Origin of the sequence: Aeromicrobium sp. WCS2018Hpa-31 (genome assembly GCF_031843905.1) — a bacterium.
Classification (GTDB): Bacteria; Actinomycetota; Actinomycetes; order Propionibacteriales; family Nocardioidaceae; genus Aeromicrobium.
The window spans coordinates 184,888-201,128 of sequence record NZ_JAVTJF010000001.1 but is presented as its reverse complement, the minus strand read 5'-3'; the positions used below and the strand labels follow the sequence as shown (position 1 = coordinate 201,128).

At 64.1% G+C, this 16,241-nt stretch carries 13 protein-coding genes; 8 read left to right on the top strand and 5 right to left on the bottom strand.

Annotated elements, in window-relative coordinates; translation table 11 throughout:
• Positions 1–402 precede the first annotated feature (402 nt).
• Complete coding sequence (locus tag RQG84_RS00985) at positions 403–729, top strand: hypothetical protein (protein WP_311208457.1); 327 nt, start codon at positions 403–405, stop codon at positions 727–729.
• A gap of 830 nt (positions 730–1,559) precedes the next feature.
• Here the strand turns inward: RQG84_RS00985 and RQG84_RS00980 are convergent.
• The 4 genes from RQG84_RS00980 to RQG84_RS00970 form a co-directional block, all read right to left on the bottom strand.
• Complete coding sequence (locus RQG84_RS00980; RefSeq protein ID WP_311208456.1) at positions 1,560–2,228, bottom strand: RHS repeat-associated core domain-containing protein; 669 nt, start codon at positions 2,226–2,228, stop codon at positions 1,560–1,562.
• Between the two features lie 31 nt (positions 2,229–2,259).
• Positions 2,260–2,451 carry a hypothetical protein gene (locus tag RQG84_RS00975; RefSeq protein WP_311208455.1) on the bottom strand — a complete coding sequence of 64 codons (192 nt, stop codon included), beginning with the start codon at positions 2,449–2,451 and terminating at the stop codon, positions 2,260–2,262.
• On the bottom strand, positions 2,448–3,038 hold the full coding sequence (locus RQG84_RS18080; RefSeq protein WP_396135198.1) for an RHS repeat-associated core domain-containing protein: 591 nt from the start codon (positions 3,036–3,038) through the stop codon (positions 2,448–2,450). Before RQG84_RS18080 ends, RQG84_RS00975 begins: the two co-directional genes overlap by 4 nt.
• 370 nt (positions 3,039–3,408) lie before the next feature.
• Entirely contained in the window at positions 3,409–8,421 is a 5,013-nt protein-coding gene (locus RQG84_RS00970; RefSeq protein WP_311208454.1) for a DUF6531 domain-containing protein, read from the bottom strand.
• Between the two features lie 302 nt (positions 8,422–8,723).
• Between RQG84_RS00970 and RQG84_RS00965 the strand changes: the two genes are divergently transcribed.
• The 4 genes from RQG84_RS00965 to RQG84_RS00950 all read left to right on the top strand — a co-directional run bounded on the left by RQG84_RS00965 (position 8,724) and on the right by RQG84_RS00950 (position 11,796).
• A complete protein-coding gene (locus RQG84_RS00965; RefSeq protein WP_311208453.1) occupies positions 8,724–8,927 on the top strand; it encodes a hypothetical protein in 204 nt (67 codons plus the stop codon).
• Between the two features lie 105 nt (positions 8,928–9,032).
• On the top strand, positions 9,033–9,584 hold the full coding sequence (locus tag RQG84_RS00960; protein WP_311208452.1) for a hypothetical protein: 552 nt from the start codon (positions 9,033–9,035) through the stop codon (positions 9,582–9,584).
• Between the two features lie 122 nt (positions 9,585–9,706).
• Positions 9,707–11,026, top strand: coding sequence for a DUF4041 domain-containing protein (locus RQG84_RS00955; protein ID WP_311208451.1), 1,320 nt, complete (start codon positions 9,707–9,709; stop codon positions 11,024–11,026).
• Between the two features lie 140 nt (positions 11,027–11,166).
• Complete coding sequence (locus RQG84_RS00950) at positions 11,167–11,796, top strand: hypothetical protein (RefSeq protein ID WP_311208450.1); 630 nt, start codon at positions 11,167–11,169, stop codon at positions 11,794–11,796.
• An 87-nt stretch (positions 11,797–11,883) separates the two neighbouring features.
• On the opposite strand, the gene RQG84_RS00945 is transcribed toward RQG84_RS00950, so the two are convergent.
• Complete coding sequence (locus tag RQG84_RS00945) at positions 11,884–12,450, bottom strand: hypothetical protein (RefSeq protein ID WP_311208449.1); 567 nt, start codon at positions 12,448–12,450, stop codon at positions 11,884–11,886.
• 1,365 nt (positions 12,451–13,815) lie between these two features.
• Between RQG84_RS00945 and RQG84_RS00940 the strand changes: the two genes are divergently transcribed.
• The 3 genes from RQG84_RS00940 to RQG84_RS00930 all read left to right on the top strand — a co-directional run bounded on the left by RQG84_RS00940 (position 13,816) and on the right by RQG84_RS00930 (position 16,120).
• Positions 13,816–14,508 carry a hypothetical protein gene (locus RQG84_RS00940; RefSeq protein WP_311208448.1) on the top strand — a complete coding sequence of 231 codons (693 nt, stop codon included), beginning with the start codon at positions 13,816–13,818 and terminating at the stop codon, positions 14,506–14,508.
• A 275-nt stretch (positions 14,509–14,783) separates the two neighbouring features.
• Entirely contained in the window at positions 14,784–14,984 is a 201-nt protein-coding gene (locus tag RQG84_RS00935) for a helix-turn-helix domain-containing protein (protein ID WP_311208447.1), read from the top strand.
• 650 nt (positions 14,985–15,634) lie between these two features.
• Positions 15,635–16,120, top strand: a complete 486-nt coding sequence (locus tag RQG84_RS00930) for a hypothetical protein (RefSeq protein ID WP_311208446.1) — start codon at positions 15,635–15,637, stop codon at positions 16,118–16,120.
• The last annotated feature ends 121 nt before the right edge of the window (positions 16,121–16,241 follow it).

The following is a 16,241-nucleotide window of genomic DNA, read 5'->3' as shown; positions in this document are numbered from 1 at the left end:
AACTCGGAGGGACCGACCTGGCGGTCCTGAACGCCACCGACAGGGCTCCACAACACGGTCCGAACCAAACGCGACCGACACGTTGGTCACCGCCGACGACCGACACGGGGAAGTCAACGACGCCTTCCGGCTGACCGGCCATGCCGACCCGGCCGGTATCACCGCCATCGGGATGACGACCTGGAGACGCCGCGGCCCCACGCGATATGAAGTCTCCGCCGTGCGCGGACTCGCGAGACAACTAATCAAGCACCCGAAACAATCTAAGACATCGAACTACGCGCCCTCAACGTGCCCCACTGACCGCGCTCAAGGCGCCCGCGCCGCCCGCAGCACGCCCCCTCCCCCAAACCTCGCTGCGCCTCCGACCGTGTAGAGGTCTACACGCTGTGTGCTGGTCGCATGCCTACTCGTCGTCATCGCCGCACCGGCGCACGCGACGGACACATCTCTGCACAACTTCAGCGAGCACTGCTGAAGGAGGTCCATGCGCTCAGTGCGGTTGTTGACCCTGCGGACCGGGTGCGTGCAGTGAATGACTTCTTCGCACAACTGGATGCGGAGATGGAGCCGTTCGCCGAGGTACGCCTTGAGGCTGTCGCTGAGCTTCGCGCTCTGGGGTTGTCGTACGACGCGGTGGCGGAGTCGACGGGAATGTCGAAGGCCCGTGCGGCGCAGTTGTCGAGGATGGCGAGGGGCGTGGGTGGTCGTCGTGACGGCGCCGGTTAGCTGGACACACGCCCGTGCCAGCCGAGAAGAGCTCCGGCTCTTCTCGCGAGGCCGGTCCGCGATTCGCCTAGCTTTCGCCTAGTTGATGTAGTCCCGAAGCCGGCCTATCCTGATGGCGTCGGACCTCTTTCCCACGGCTTCAGAGTTAGAGCATCGTCGCGGCCCTCGGGGACAGACTTGCCTAAGAAAGGGTGAAGGTCTGCTCGATGGACAGGTCGGATGAAATCATTTGGGCGTCGTTCAGTTCTGATAAGTGGGAAGCTGCATCCCGGGGGCTCACCAGGACGAGATGGCTCGCTTGGTGCACTGGAGCATTGGTTTTCGCTACGGCATCAGGTGCAATCAGGGTCTACGTTCACTCCCCTTCGCAGATTCATCTGCACGCCATGGCGCTAATCTGTGCCGTTTATCTGGCGTGGCTGATGGAACTACTCCTGCGGCGAAAAGCCACAAAGTCACTAGACCTGAGAGGGCGCTCTCCTCGACTTTCCGCGAGCAACATCGCGTGCTTGGTCCGTAAGGGACGGGTCGTATCCAATCGGATTCTCTACCGCGCTACATCAATCGCTGACAGGTCTGATGTATCAGTCGTGATGAAGTCGCTCGACCATCCGGATCTGAACCGGGCCGGGCCGGCAGTCTGGAATGCCCTGAGTTAGCTCACCTTCCCGAGCGGCGTTGGAGAATCAGGAGCGTAGCGCCCACCTGCAAGACAAGGCCGGCTAAGGCCATCGCCCGTATCCCACTCGCGACGGTCGGGAGCATAGCAACGATAATCAGCGCGACCCCCACGAGCGACGAAGCTGTTAGCGCCAGCGCCAGTTTGGGCTTCACGATTGTCCATCCCTTACTGCGTTGTACCCAAAGTTCGTACTCACGAGCCCGACGGTGCATCCCACTGTAGCGCCGAGAGTCCCGCCCGGAGCTGAACCCACGCCAGCGAATGCGCCGCCTAGAAGCGCTCCTTGGACGCCCAGGAAAAGTGCACCTTCCGCACATCCTCCAAGGAGCAGCGTGAGTTTTGCTCCAGCCGAGTTCACGAACGCCTTTGCTTTGGATGGGAAGACCGCGATCTCAGCGATGCGACGAGAGATCTCAAAGAGACTTTCACCCGTTTCGTCTGCGTAATTGACTGGATCACCACCTGCGTAGTTGTAGGAACTCGTTGTGCGGGGGTCGCCCATGTTGCCGGTCAACGCGTCCAGCTGAGTGAACATGCCGTTCGTGTTGTAGAACCGTGCGCCGAGCTTGTAGTGGCCCGGGTTCCCACTGCTGGTGGTCTCCTGCCACGACGACAGGTACCGGAACGGGTTGAAGTCGCCCAACCCGACTGTGGTCGTCTTCCCATACGGGGAGTACTCATACGCCGCGGCGAGGTATCCGAAGGGGTCCGTCGCTCCAGCGACGTTGCCGTTCGGCTCAACCAAGTAGTACAGCGACGTACCGCTCGAGGGCCGGAACGTCATCAGGTTCCCGGCCGGGTCACGCGACAGGAACACCGTCTGCGAACCCGTCTCGTCACCCGTCTTGTCACCCGTCTCCCGAGCGGCCGCGACGTCTCAGGAACATGATCGAACTGACCATGAAGTAGGCGGCCAGCAGGAGGCTGCCCACACCGAGAAGACCATCACCGCTGGAAAGTTCAGATTCCAGGATCAGGAACACCGAATAGGCCAACAGCAGAAAGCCGAAGGCGAGATTCAGCCACGGCCGCAGATTCATCGTTGACTCACTTCCACGCATTTTCCCAGACCATAGCTAGCAATTGCGTAGCCTGCGGCAGTGACGTACCCGGACGCGCCGCTGGTAGGGGCCGTCGTGAGAGTGCCGCCAACCGTGATGGCCGCGCCGAGTGCTCCGAGGACGCAGTCTGAGCCCGGATTGAATGCGAAGGAAAGCCCCCTGTAGCCGCACGGACCCAACTGATCTCCCCCGTAGGACCCCGTCGGGTTGCTGTTGTATTGCATACAGTATCCGCTGGGATCGGCTTGGTTCACTGGATCAGCGCCAGCGTAGTTGTACGACGTCATCGTGCGTGGGTCACCGAGGCTGCCGGTCAACGCGTCGGGCTGGGTGAACATGCCGTTGGTGTTGTAGAACCTTGCGCCCAACTTGTAATGACCCGGAGCACCACCACTGGTGGTCTCCTGCCACGGCGACAGGTACCGGAACGGGCTGAAGTCACCCAACCCGACTGTGGTCGTCTTCCCATACGGGGAGTACTCATACGCGGCCGCGAGGTACCCGAACGGGTCCGTCGGACCAGCGACGTTCCATCCGTTTCGACGAAGAGGGGAAGTAATGCCCAATAGGCGCCACCCCGGCCTACTTGCGCCATCTCCGCACTACCGCTGCGATGATTAGCGCCACCAGGACGGCAACGACCACGGGCAGCGGCCAACTCGAGCCGTCGCCGCCACCTGAGAACCAAGAGACCTCGTGGGGCATGTCAAAAACACCTTCCAGAATTGCGACGCCAATCCATTTAATAACGTCGCGGAACGTTTATGAAAGTGAGTATCAGTCCAGCCAGGAATCCGATACCGCCGATAGCGATGATGACCTCCCCATTCGAAACGAAGAAGCCAGCTATGAAGAGCGCTGCTCCCAGGACGAGGGAGACGATCGCGAAAAACAACGGGATCGCGACGCTACCTCTTCTCTTGTCAGACATAGTCCTCAGTCTCCTGCCCCGGAATCCCGGACGGCGTTCGACACGCCTTCCCCAATCTTGCCGCTGACGTAGCCGCACGCAACCAGACCCACCCCAGAAGTGCCGATGGCAGCTGTACAAGCACCCGCAGCTACAGACCCGGCCAGCGCTCCCGCGCCGAGAGCCAACACCTCGTTCACGTCACCATCGAGAGCTGCCTTCGTCCCTTCGTAAAGTGTCGTAGCGTTTCCAACCACTCCCTTCGCGAAGGCGAACCCCTTCAGCGAAGCATCCAAGTCGCCGAAGAAAGACTGACCGGTTGGGTCGGCCTGGTTGATGGGGTCGCCGCCTGCGTAGTTGTATGACGTCATCGTGCGCGGGTCGCCCAGGCCGCCAGTCAAAGCGTCCGGCTGTGTGAACATGCCGTTGGTGTTGTAGAACCGTGCCCCGAGCTTGTAGTGACCCGGGTTCCCGCTGCTGGTGGTCTCCTGCCACGACGACAAGTACCGGAACGGGTTGAAGTCACCCAACCCGACTGTGGTCGTCTTCCCGTACGGCGAGTACTCATACGCGGCCGCAAGGTATCCGAACGGGTCGGTCGCTCCGGCCACGTTGCCGTTCGGCTCAACCAAGTAGTACAGCGATGTGCCGGTCGAGGGCCGGTAGGTCATCAGGTTCCCGACCGGGTCACGCGACAGGAACACCGTCTGCGAGCCCGTCTTGTAGGCGGTCACACCGAGAGGCCCGTTGATGACCCGGGTGCCGGCGGTGCTGGTGCGCAGGTCGTTGCCCTGGTCGAGGTAGTCCTGCGCGAGCCCGTCGATGTTCGCGACCTGGTTGCGGTTGTTGTACGTCACCGCCGTGGAGGACAGGCCCTGGTTGTTGCCGTCAGGGTCCCGCACGTAGGCGGTCGACCCGGACGGGCCCGTCGCGCATGAACGTGACAGCTTCTGCGCATCCGTACCGGCCGAGGACCCGCTCCAGCAGCGTTCCCCGGCGCGGTTGTAGCCGTAGTGGGTCGTGGTCGACCCGGCCTTCTCCGACAGGATGTTGCCGACCTTGTCGTAGGTGTACTCATAGTCGGTGCCGGCAGTGTCGTCAGCCTTGGCCAGACGCTGCTCGGCGTACGTGTAGGACCGGGTCCCGGCCGTCAGCCCGGGGGCACTCGTGGTGACCTTGCGTGACTGCATCTGCGGGACGTCCACCTCCCCGAACGGGGCCGGAAGGTTGATCGTGTAGTCGTAATCCCACGTCGATGCCGTCGTGCCGTCGGTGGTCTTCCACTTCATCTGCTTGGGTCGCCCGTTGCGGGCGTAGTCGTAGGTGACGGTGGTGCCCGGGTAGCCGGTCTGTGGCTCGTAGGCGGTTTCGGTGGTCCTGCCGTCCTTGTCGGTCTTGAACCGGATGGTGCCGAAGCTGTTGATCATCTGGTCCGGGCGGCCGGCGGCGTCGTAGGAGTAGAAGGTGATGTCCTGACCTGAGACACCGTCGACAGTCTGGCCGTAGCCAATCATGTTCCCGGCAGCGTCGTAGCTCATGCCGACCACGTCGAAAGTCAGAGTTCCGGCGGGGGTGGAGATCTGCGTCTGACGGCCGATCCGGTCATAGGCGAAGTAGGTGGACTTGGCGTCCTCGATCCGCTGGCTGAGGCGACCGTTCTGGTCGTAGTTGTAGCGGATGCAGTTCACGTCCAGCGTCAGCGGGCAGGTGATCATGTTGTAGCCGGGGAGATTGACCCCGGTGGTGCGGTCGTTCTTGTCGTACACGTACCCGGTGGTGTTGCCCCGGGCATCGGTCATGGTCTTGACCCGGCCGGCGCCGTCGTAGGTGTAGCTCGTGCACAGGCGACGGGCACTGCCCGTCGAGCAGTCACCTCCGGGCTTGCGGACGGTCTTGACCTGCCACTGGGTACCGGCGACCGTGCCCGGTCCCGGCTCGTAGTAGGTGTAGATGGTCTTGTCGTCGTCGGCGGGGCTGGAACCGGAGTTCGCGTCCCACGACTTCGCCAGCGTGCCATTGTCGTTGTAGTCGCGCTCGAACTTGCGACCCGACGGGGTCGAGGAACAGCTGCCGGAACTGTTCGCGGTCGCGCCCGAGAAGGTCGATGTGGTGCGGCCCTTGCTGTCGTAGCCGTAGTAGTTGCAGTTGCTATCCCCGCCCTTGACCGACAGCGGCAGGTACGCGCCACCGGGCAGGCTCGAGCTGTCGTTGTACGTCATCGAGGACGACGACGCCGTGTTGGAGCCGGCGTTCTTCGGCTCGGTGATCGACGACAGCTGGTCGTCAATGTTGTTGTTGTAGGTCGCAACGGTGGACCCGCCGGCGACGCCCTGGCCGGTGGCGTTCGTGCCGTTGACGGGCTGGTTGTCGGCGTTGAAGTCCTGGCTCTTGGCGTTGCCGAGGGCGTCGTAGACCCACGTCTTCGCATTCGACGCAGCGTTGTTGCGCTTCTCGTAGCAATAGGTTGTCTTCTTGTCCCGTGGGTCGGTCACCACGGTCGAGACCTCGCCCTTGCCATCGCAGTCGGCGCCGATGCTCGTGCTGTAGGCCCACGAGTAGGTCAGGAGCCCGTTCTCGGTGTCGTCGAGGCGATAGCCGACCGTGCCGATCTGGCTGGTTCCGTCCTTATAGGTGAACTCCGTCGTCGGGGCAGTCGACGCCGCTCCCCCGACTGCCGGAGTGGGCTGGGTGATCTTCGACAACCGGGTGGCGCCCGCTGCTGTCGTGTACTGGTAGCTGGTGGCGCGGCCCTCCGCGTCGGTGCTGGAAGTGAGGTTCCCGCTCGTGTAGCCGTAATTCCACTCCCGCACGCCGACCTCGGCGACGTTCGCCGTGGCGATCTTGGTGATCACAGCGCCCGTGTAGGTCGGGGTGTAGATGCGGCCTGAAGAGTCCTTGAACGTGGCGATCTTCGGCTTGGTGCCGGCCGTGCCGGAGTAGGCGACCTCGATCTTGTTGTCCGAGCGGTCCTCGAGCGCGGTCATGAACGCATCACCGTCGCTGTTGGCCTGGCCGAAGGTGTACTTGGACTGGGACTTGCGGAACGTGAGAGTGAAGTCGCCGTCGGACTCCTGCTCCAGCTCAGCCCCCACACCCCCCAGTGGTGCGGAGAACTTCCGATAGTCAGCGGACCCCGAGTCCGACGACTTGCGCACGAACGACCCAAGGACCGTGCCGCCTGGGCTGTGGAAGTCGTACCGGTAGGCCGACATCTTCTCCAACCACACGTCCGGGCCCATCGACAGACTCCACCGCGGCCCCAGCGGTCCGCTCTCCTCACCCTGGGAGTTGTACGTGCGGTCCAGAGTGAAGTCCAAGCCGATTCCGTTGACGTTGACATCGCCGGAGCGGACGAACAGGTTGCCGTTGCGGTTGTTGACGCTCAAGCTCATCCGGTCGTTCAGGTCGCGGTCGGTGGTGGAGTACCACGACTGCTGACCGAGCTCCGGCGTGAATGTGACCGACAGGATCGGCGTCCGGTCGGCGCTGTTGCAGATCGGCGAGGCCGACGACCAGTTCAGCGAGCAGAACCGCTTGAACTGCGCAGCCGACGTCGCATTCGGCGCCTGCATGAAAAATGCCTGACGGTTCAGGTAGACGTCCCGCGAAGCCGCAGGCCCGGAGTGAGAGCCCACATGTCGACCGGCCCACCCATTCACCAGCGGGGTCACGTTCGCCTCAACCAACCCGGCGGCGCACCCGGAAGCGCCCTTGTTGCCGGTCAGGGTCGACAACCAGCGCGCGTCGTTCGAGCGGGTTGGCAAGTTGTTCCACGTCAAGCTCGCCTCGTCACCACCGGTCATCGGCCGGAAGTCCGTCGGCTGGGCGGTGCACGACGCTGCGTGAAACTGCCACATCTTCAGTCTCGCTGAAGTGACGTTGGCGCCGAGGAAAGCGTTGTAGGAGAAGGACATGTAGCCCTCGTGCTGCTTGCCCGCGTCGTAGCCGACGTTGATGAACGTCTCGACACCGAAGTTGGTGTCCGCGTCAGCACCACTCGCGAAGAACGAGTCACCCTGCCGGTCCACCGGGGAGATGTCCGGGTCAACCGTCACCGGATACTGGGTGGCCTCGTCGGTCAGGAAGTCCATCGAGGGGCGAAGCGTCAGCTTCCACCCGTTGGCCGTTTCATCCAGGTCGGCTGCGACCGGACGCAGATGCTCAGGGAAGCCGTACTCGTCGACCCTGGAGTCCCACATGCGCAACGGCGCGGACTCAGCCACCACCGTGCCCTTGTCATCACTGAGCTGCAGGACGTCATCGTCCAGCTTCGGGGTGAGACCCTCCACGTCGAGGGTGAACACGTACTCCGGAGCGGTCGTTGGCTCTTCGTCCAACACGACATGGGTGGCGAAACCGCGAGCAGTCACAGCGGCGCGAACCGTCGGATCTCCCGTCGACTCGACCACCGGGTCCGCCGCCGGGCCGGCCTGCTCGTCTCCGCCCGTTGGGTCAGACTCCTCGGCCGTCGCCGGTGGCGTCTGCGGCGACTGTGCCGGCTCGACGACGTCGTAAGTGGCGACACCCCCGTCGACAGTCGGCTTGGTGGTCTCGGCGTCGAACGTAAGCGCGACCGACCGCCCCTTGCCCAGGTCCAGACGTGCGAGGTCGCCTGCTCCATCCGCGGAGAACGACACGTCTTCGCTGCCAACGGCTGGCTCGAGCCGCCCCCCGGTCGGCTCGAGCGTCGGATCGAGCGGCACCACGTCACCGTCAGCGTTCGTGCCGCGGACTGGCGCCTGCGCGGTCTCGCTGGTCACCGTGCCGTCGGAGTTCGCGATGACCTGTTCGGTCTCGGTCGTCAGCGACTCCACCACGACCGGCTTGTCGGACTTCTCGGCTCGGGCGAGTGCCTTGGCGATGTCCGATGCACCCCCGGTCGACGTGTTCTTGTTCTTCGACGACTTCGGCATCTCGACCGAACGCAACTCCGGCTGACGTTCTGGGTCGAACTCCGCCGCCTGCGCTGGCACACCGACGAGGACTGAAACGCCGACAGTTGCGGCGACCATCGAGACGAACCGTGCTCCACCGCGCATCGCGGACTCCTTCAACCGGAGGCACGCTGCATCGAGTGCCTTGAGGTGTTGTCACGCATCACCGCACCGGATCACCAAGTTGCTCACAACTTTCTCACCGGCCACCAGCGAAGGCGTCGTCGACACCTGGCGTGCCGCCGGACGCGCTGCCGACGTTCGATGCGGGCCTGCTCGACGGATTCAATGCGCCCACTCCTGGCGCACAGCTTCTCGACGCGAGCGCCAACGTCTCGTTGGACGACAGGGTTCGCTCTCCTTGCCTGGACCTTGGCAACAGGCCGGGACCCTGGGACTCTGAGTCCATGCCCAAACTCCCCCAGCCGCTCGTGGAGGTGGCCTGGAGACACACCGGTGAAGTCGGCAAAATTCACTACCGCGCATACCGGCCCGACGGAACCCGTCGCCACCTCATCGCTCGCGACGGCGAAGCGCTCTACGAGCTGCTCGAGCAACACCTTCTCGCCCTCGGGTACACCGGTCCGGGCCAGACGGAAGGTGCACACTGATGGCGGACCGACCCTGCGCGCACCGCTGGAGTCGACGCTTGGTCACCTCCGGTTGCCTGCCCCTGTCCTCCGCGTGACACACGCGTGACAGGCCGCGAGGTGCCAATGACCGAGCCGACGCCGCTCTACCGGTGGCAGAGTGCGGAGGTCCGCACCGACGAAGCGTGCCGCGCTGCCGACCTCGCCAGCATTCTTGCCGACCTTCAGCTGGTGGCGCGCTGGTGTGCGCTGCACGAGTCTGCCGAGTTCGACGACGACGTCCACGCCGCGCTGTGGGAAGCAGCGGTCGTGGCGTACGGACGTTCGTTCACTGCCGGTCGTGACTCCAAGGGACGTTCCGGCCGCCGTCGCCGCATCGACGACACGGACCTTGCCGTCCTGACCGACGTGCAACGGGCCACCCACGTGGCAGTTCGCGCCGAACGCAACCGCCACATCGCACATCGCGACGACCGCCTCGGTGAAATCAACCAGGTCATCCGGATGAGCGGCGAAGGCGACGCGGCCGGAGTCAGGGCTGTCGGGTTGACGACGTGGCGGAGACGCGGCCCCACCGCGTATGACGTCGCTGCCTTGCAAGCGCTCGCTGAACGACTCATCGAGCATCTTGAACCCATCCTCGTGGCTGAGCTCGACGCTCTCAACGTCACCCGGTAGGTGCCTTTACCGCTCCGCGCCGCGACGGTCACGACGCCACACGTCCCCACATCGTGAGCCCTTGGAAACAAGTTCAATGAACTGGCTGCGCAACAACCTCGCCTCACGTACTTTCGTGCCCCATGAGCAGTGAGACCAGCCAGCCGAAGATCGGCTTCTTCAACGGCAAGAAGCTCGCCGAGAAGTTCGCCGACGACAACCTCACGCTGCAGGCTGAGAACGAGCGACTGCAGCACGAAAACGGACAGCTGCGTACGGACCTGGACTCAGCACAGGTGGTCCTCGAGCAGTTCGGCATCGAGGACGTGCCTGAACGGCAGCGCCGTATAGCTTCGCTCATCGCCGACATCTCCGCCGGCGAAGAGGAGCTCCGTCGCCTTCACGTCGACACGCAGAAGGTGTCCGCAGGTTTGGTCGAGGTACGCCAGTCCGCCGAGATGCAGAGCCTGGGCCTGTTCGACTACGAGCATCCCGCGGAGACGTCAGCCGAGCTGGCCGACGAACTGTCACGTCTCCGAGCCGAGATCAAGACGCTCAACAAGGTTGGAGAAGCGATCTCGGCGACGTCGAACTTCACGTTCAACAACTCCCAGGCCCAGGGCAGAAAGATGGTCAAGGACTACTCCCGCCTGATGTTGCGCGCCTACAACGCCGAGGTGGAGAACTGCGTCAAGACAGTCCGTGCGGGCAACCTGCACACCGCGCAGGCTCGTCTTCAGAAGGCTGTCGACCAGATCGCTAAGACCGGCGCGATGCTCGACATCAAGGTCACCGCCCGGTTCCACCGGTTGCGGCTCAAGGAGCTTGAGCTCGCTGCCCGCCATCTCGAGAGGGTGAAGGAGGAGAAGGATGCCGAGCGTGCTCACAAGGCCGAACTGCGCGAGCAACGCAAAGCCGAACAGGAACTGCAGCGCGAACACGACCGGCTAGAGAAGGAGAAGTCGCACTACCTCAACTCGCTCGCAGCGTTGGAAGCCAAGGGCGACACCGCCGGGGCCGAACGTCTGCGTACGGAGCTTCTGGACGTGGAACGGGCACTCGAAGACGTCGACTACCGGGCCGCGAACATCCGTGCCGGCTACGTTTACGTCATCTCCAACCTTGGAGCGTTCGGCGAGAACATGGTCAAGATCGGCATGACGCGCCGCCTCGAACCGATGGACCGCATCCGTGAACTCAGTGATGCGTCAGTGCCGTTCCATTTTGACGTCCACGCACTCTTCTTCTCCAAGGACGCCGTCGGCATCGAAACGATGCTTCATCAGACGTTCGCTCCCCAACGCGTGAACAAGGTGAATCTGCGGCGCGAGTTCTTCAACACCACCCCTGAAGCCGTCCTCGATGTCCTCAAGACACACAGCGTCGAGGTTCTGGAGTTCGACGCCGCCCAGAAAGCGGACGAGTACCGGACGAGCTGGCCCGAACTCGCAGCACTCACCTGACCCGTTTGCGCTGCCGGGGCCTCAGACTTCGCTGACTCCGCCAGGTCACGACGGCTGGGTCGCCCATTTGCCGGAGGTTGCCCGCCCGCCAAAGGATGGAGTACCTCGACGCAGCCGGAGGACGCGACACCGTACGGGACATGACAACGTCCTACACCGTGAGCGTGACTGCCATCGGCCCGGCCAACGACGTCTCCTGGCTCCACCTTCGCTTCCTCGCCGCTTCTGACGGGACGCGGCTCAACGCGTCAGCCCTGGCCCCTCAAGCGCCCACACGCTGGTCACACACCGAAGCCCGCAACGCCGCCTTCGTTCTAGGCCACAGTCCTGACGACATCGAGGCGAACCCCAACGAGGCCGAGCGCGCCTGGGAACGTTTCGAGTCCGAGTTCGTCCGCCTCTGGGACGCCTACCTCGAGCTCTTCCACACCCCGGACGGGCCCGGGTTCAAGGCCAGCTTCATCGCATCGGACCGGCCCCCAGCAGAGATCATCAGGACACTGTCCGCGGCGTACCCAACACTGACACTGACGTTCGTCTACGCAGCCAACGCGTTCCCTGGCGCCGGTTATGGGCTCTGCCGCGCGGGCCGCTGGCTGAGCGGCGAACAACTGGGACCGGAGCGTTGGGACCTCAACGAATTCGTCGATCCGCCTATCGCCACCATCCCCACCGGCCCACCCGGAACGCAGTCCACCGCCATAGGAGCGTCGCCCTCACCGGGCGACTCGCAGCCGATGACCGGCTCCACGGTTGCCGGGTCGCGCTGAACTACCTCGCGGGCAGCGGCGACTGTCCTTCCGACCAGCCCAGGTGAACGAGGGCCTGTCGCTCTCGTCACCTGACGCTCCTGCTTGTCAGAGCGCCATACCCATTCGCGTATGCATGGCGAGAGCTTCGCGACTCTCGTTCAGTGCGGCGCGAGCGGCAGCAATCCCCGCTTCATCGACGGCCCGACGTCCGGTAGCGGCGATCTTCATCGAGTTCACGAGACGACTGCGGGGCACGGTTCGATGAGCAGTGACGACAGCCATCGCGTCCACAACCACCGCTTCGGCTAGTTCGATTGTTCGCGCGTCGGCCACCAGTTGCAGGTCGACAGCAGCCGTCTGCAACTCGCCGGCCGAGTGTCGCAACCGGTCGAAGAGCTGAAGAAAGTCCATGGGTGTGACGGCGCCAGTAATGCGCAGGACCAAACCTGCCAACGAGCCGGCATTTGCCGAGATGAGCACGATGTCATGCATCAGCAGATCGATCGTCTGGGACTCGACGAGCAAGACACTAGTCGCCCGCTTGACCTCATGGTTGGTCGCGGCCTTGGCATCGGCGCGACGCTTCGACCATTGCGCGACCATGGTGCCGGTCGCACCCGCCAACCCTCCGAGGAACGCGGCAACGCAAGCACCCCACACTTCGACAGGCATGCATGGATCGTAGGCGCCGAACGGGCGAAGTCCCGTCGACTGAGCGCCCCGACCACCTCGAGGCCCCGGATCCCCCGCCGATATATAGAAGCGCGGGGTCGACGCCTACCGGCGCAATCTTGCGCCCACCGCTGACCGATAGCGATGGCGAACCCGGGAAGTCGCAGCTCGCTCTATGCGGTCAGCCACCCAGCGCACAGCGATGTCACTTGCTGGCCCACCACCTTCTGTGGTGGGCAACGCGACCTGCACAGTGTAGAGGTCTACACTAAACGTAGAGTTGGACACTCTCCGACCCGCTCGCCCGCGTCGCGCCAATTCGTCGGTGCACGCAACTCGCGAACGCCAACCTCGGCCCCGTCGCAGCGTGACAGCAGGAAGGTTCACCAGATGGCGACACCGGAACACCATGAGGTTGAGTGCGGTCGCGTCCTGGCGGGCGCAGAGAAGTACGACAACGTCTCACCTGAAATCCAACGTCTCGTCCGCGGTCATTGGGATGAACTCGTGAGGGCGCGACTCGACCAGCTTGACCTCGCTTCGGAGTTCGCGAGAGCCGGACGGACCTGGTCAGAGTTGGACGACGACGGGCAGGTCGTCACCCGACCGTAGACCTGGGGCGAACGTCGACCCTAATGACCAGTGAGGGGCGTCACTGCGCACCTCATTGCATCCCCGTTCTTGCTGCCGAACGTTCAGTCTCAGCCAGGCAGAGCGTCCACCAACCACCGACACCCCAGGGCACCACCGAGTCACGGACCAGGGCCCGACAGGCCGACGCTCGCCAACCAGAGACCACCCGGGCCCGCGCCGTCCCGCCTCGGTCCGACGACATGGTGGCCGTCCGGTTCCCGGCAGGCCTCGCCCGGCCCACCGTCGTGACACCACAGGCGGGTCTCGACCTGCGGACAGCACCCGGAAGGTCACCGCGGCCGGCACCTACCGTCCCCGCGCATTGTCGTGTAGAAACGACACATGCGTCTTCCGAGCCCCTTATCTCCAGCCGCCCCAGCCGTCCCGGCCTACGGCTGGCACTGGCCCGACCTATGCCTCGCTGCCACACTCGCCGACCGGTCAAGCGACACGACACCTGACGCCACTCTCCTCATCCGCGCCGCGACCACAGTCGTCGAGATCGCCCGACTTCGGCTCCGCAACATCTCGCTCGCACGCACTGCGGCCGTCAACGACCTCCGCACTGCCGGCCACAGTCACGCCGCCATCGCCGCCGCCACAGACCTATCGAAAGCTCGCATCGCCCAGATTGCGGCCAGCCACACCCCGTCAACGACACGGCACGGGCTCACCGCCGACGCTACAGCTTCGCCGTACCGTGTAGACCTCTACACCTGATGCGAGGTCCTAATGGAACACGAAGCCTCCTCAACCACACCACCCGACGAACCCCGCCCCTTCGACCTCGACGTCTTCGAACAGCTCACCCACTGGACCACCCGCGACGGCACCACCCTCACCATTGCCGAACTCGACGAACCCTCACGCGCCAACCTCGCCGCCTGGCTCATGGCCAACGCCCGCCACTTCTACCTCCAGGCACTCCCCCTCACCATCACCCGCACCATCCACGCCGACGACGCCATCCCCGACATGGTCTTCCAACGCCCCGACGAATGGCTACGCGACACCCCCCTCTACCAAGTCCTCACCCACACCACCGTCGCCGACCTGTACGGGCCGTTCTGCAGCGCCGACCGCGCCATCGCCAAGCTCGGCCTCAACAACCTCGACGAACTCAAAGACCTCGCCACAGCCGGCGAACTTCTCCTCCTCCCCACCGCCGACGACAACACACACATCTGCCCCATCTGGCAGTTCACCAACAACGCCGACGGCACACACTGGGGAACCAGACACGCCGCCCGAGCCATGCTCATCCACATGCGCGACCTCGACCCCTGGGGCACCATCGCTCTGCTCTGCGCCCCAGCACCAGAGCTCGACGATCAAACCCCACGCGACCTCATGCGCACCAACCCGCCACCCATCGCTGCCCTCGAGTCGCTCGCACGCCGCTTTGTTCACGAGATGCGCGCCTGAACGCCGTGCCGCATCCCCTCCCCGAGACGCTCGCTGCCGGCTTGATTGATGTCGGCTCTCGGCCCCCCGGCGAACATGTCGCCCCCCTCTGGTTGTGTAGAGGTCTACATGCGGGTTGGCGAACGTCGACCCCGACGGTGAGTCGATAGGGTGCAGCTGTGCGCAGATCGTTCGGGTCCAAAGCTCCACGGGAGTGGATCGTCGACGGCACCTGGCCCACTGGCCGTTTCGATCCCGAAGCGCCCGACGCAGTCGCTCACGCAGTCGCTGTAGCCGTGGCGCTGGAGTCCGCGCTGGCTGGCCGCAACAAGTCAGAGGTCGCCGAGGCGGCCGACATCCGACGCAGCACCCTGTACGACCTGCTGGCCGGCAACACGTGGGCAGACATGGCCACCCTCGCCAAGCTCGAAGCATGCCTGCGGACCGGTCTGTGGCCAAGGGAGCCGGCGCCTCAACTTCGACGCGCTGACAACTGACCCGACGCGACTTCCAGCTCACCGGCCCCATCCAGTGGCGTACTTCATGGCTGCGGCACCGAGTCGAGTGGCGGTCGAACTGGCGAGGCCGGGAACACCCGAGGCAACGAGCATTGGCGGATCTTCTCTGTGATCCGACGCCGTCAGATGCGAGAGAACGTCGTGGGCCGCCTCCCATACCGCACTGACCTCGACACCAACGGGGACCTCCCTGGATCGGACAACACGCAGCCGCATCTTCAACGACGCACACTGGCGCAACATGAGTCATGCAGCGGCCACCCACATCACTGCGAGCATCAGTCCAATTGGCCCCCACGACGGGAAACGACTCACAACGCCGCCGCCATCGACGGGACCACGAGGGGAGGCCGCACCTACTGTGACGACTCGTTCCCACCCTGGATCAACGATGGGCCGATCGGCGGGCGCCTGGTCAAGCGCCGGTGCTCAGACCGAGGCTGAACGCCAGCCAACTCACAGCAGCGAGCGAAAGTGCGCCTAGGGCGGGAAGTAATGCAGTCCGCCTGACCTGCGCATCGTTGCTGCCCAGACGTCGCCAACCGAACTCCAGAGCCGGACCGACAGACCACGTCGAGAACCACGCGACGAAGAACGTGGCTACGAGAACGAATGAGTGAGAGGTGCCCATGGAGCCCACCGTCCCCAACCACCCGGAAACGTCAACTGACCCAAGCAAACCTGCGGACATCGGTCCCACCGCACCACCATCGGGACGACGCGCCGAGCCCGATGAACTGCCCCTCGTCGACTTCGTCAAACGAGGTCCGCGCCCACAGCACAGCTGGCTCCAAAGCGAAGACCGGTGGCTCAGCGCGGACCTGCGATACCTGCGAGTCTTCACCGAGGCTGCGAACACGCACTCAGCCCACGCGAAGCAGGACTGGCAGATCTTCTGCGTACTCGTATCGGGCTTGTACATCTTCTTCGGATTGCTGGTCGTCGGACTCGACGTCACCTCCACCGCGACCTCGATCGCGATCGCGATCATTGCGGCCCTGACGATCTCAATCTTGGTGTTCCGACTGTTCGCCGTCCGCACGTCACAACGTTGGCAACGGGACGCTGTCATGTGGCGGGCCGCACGCGACGGCAACGAACGCAACTTCGACTGAATGAGAACGAGGCCGAAGACAGCATTTCCCGCTACTGGGGCCTGCGGAAAACGCTGGAATAACAGCAAGTTTGGTTCATGGTGCTAGTCTCACAATCGGCTCCGCCGACGAAGCCCTCCGG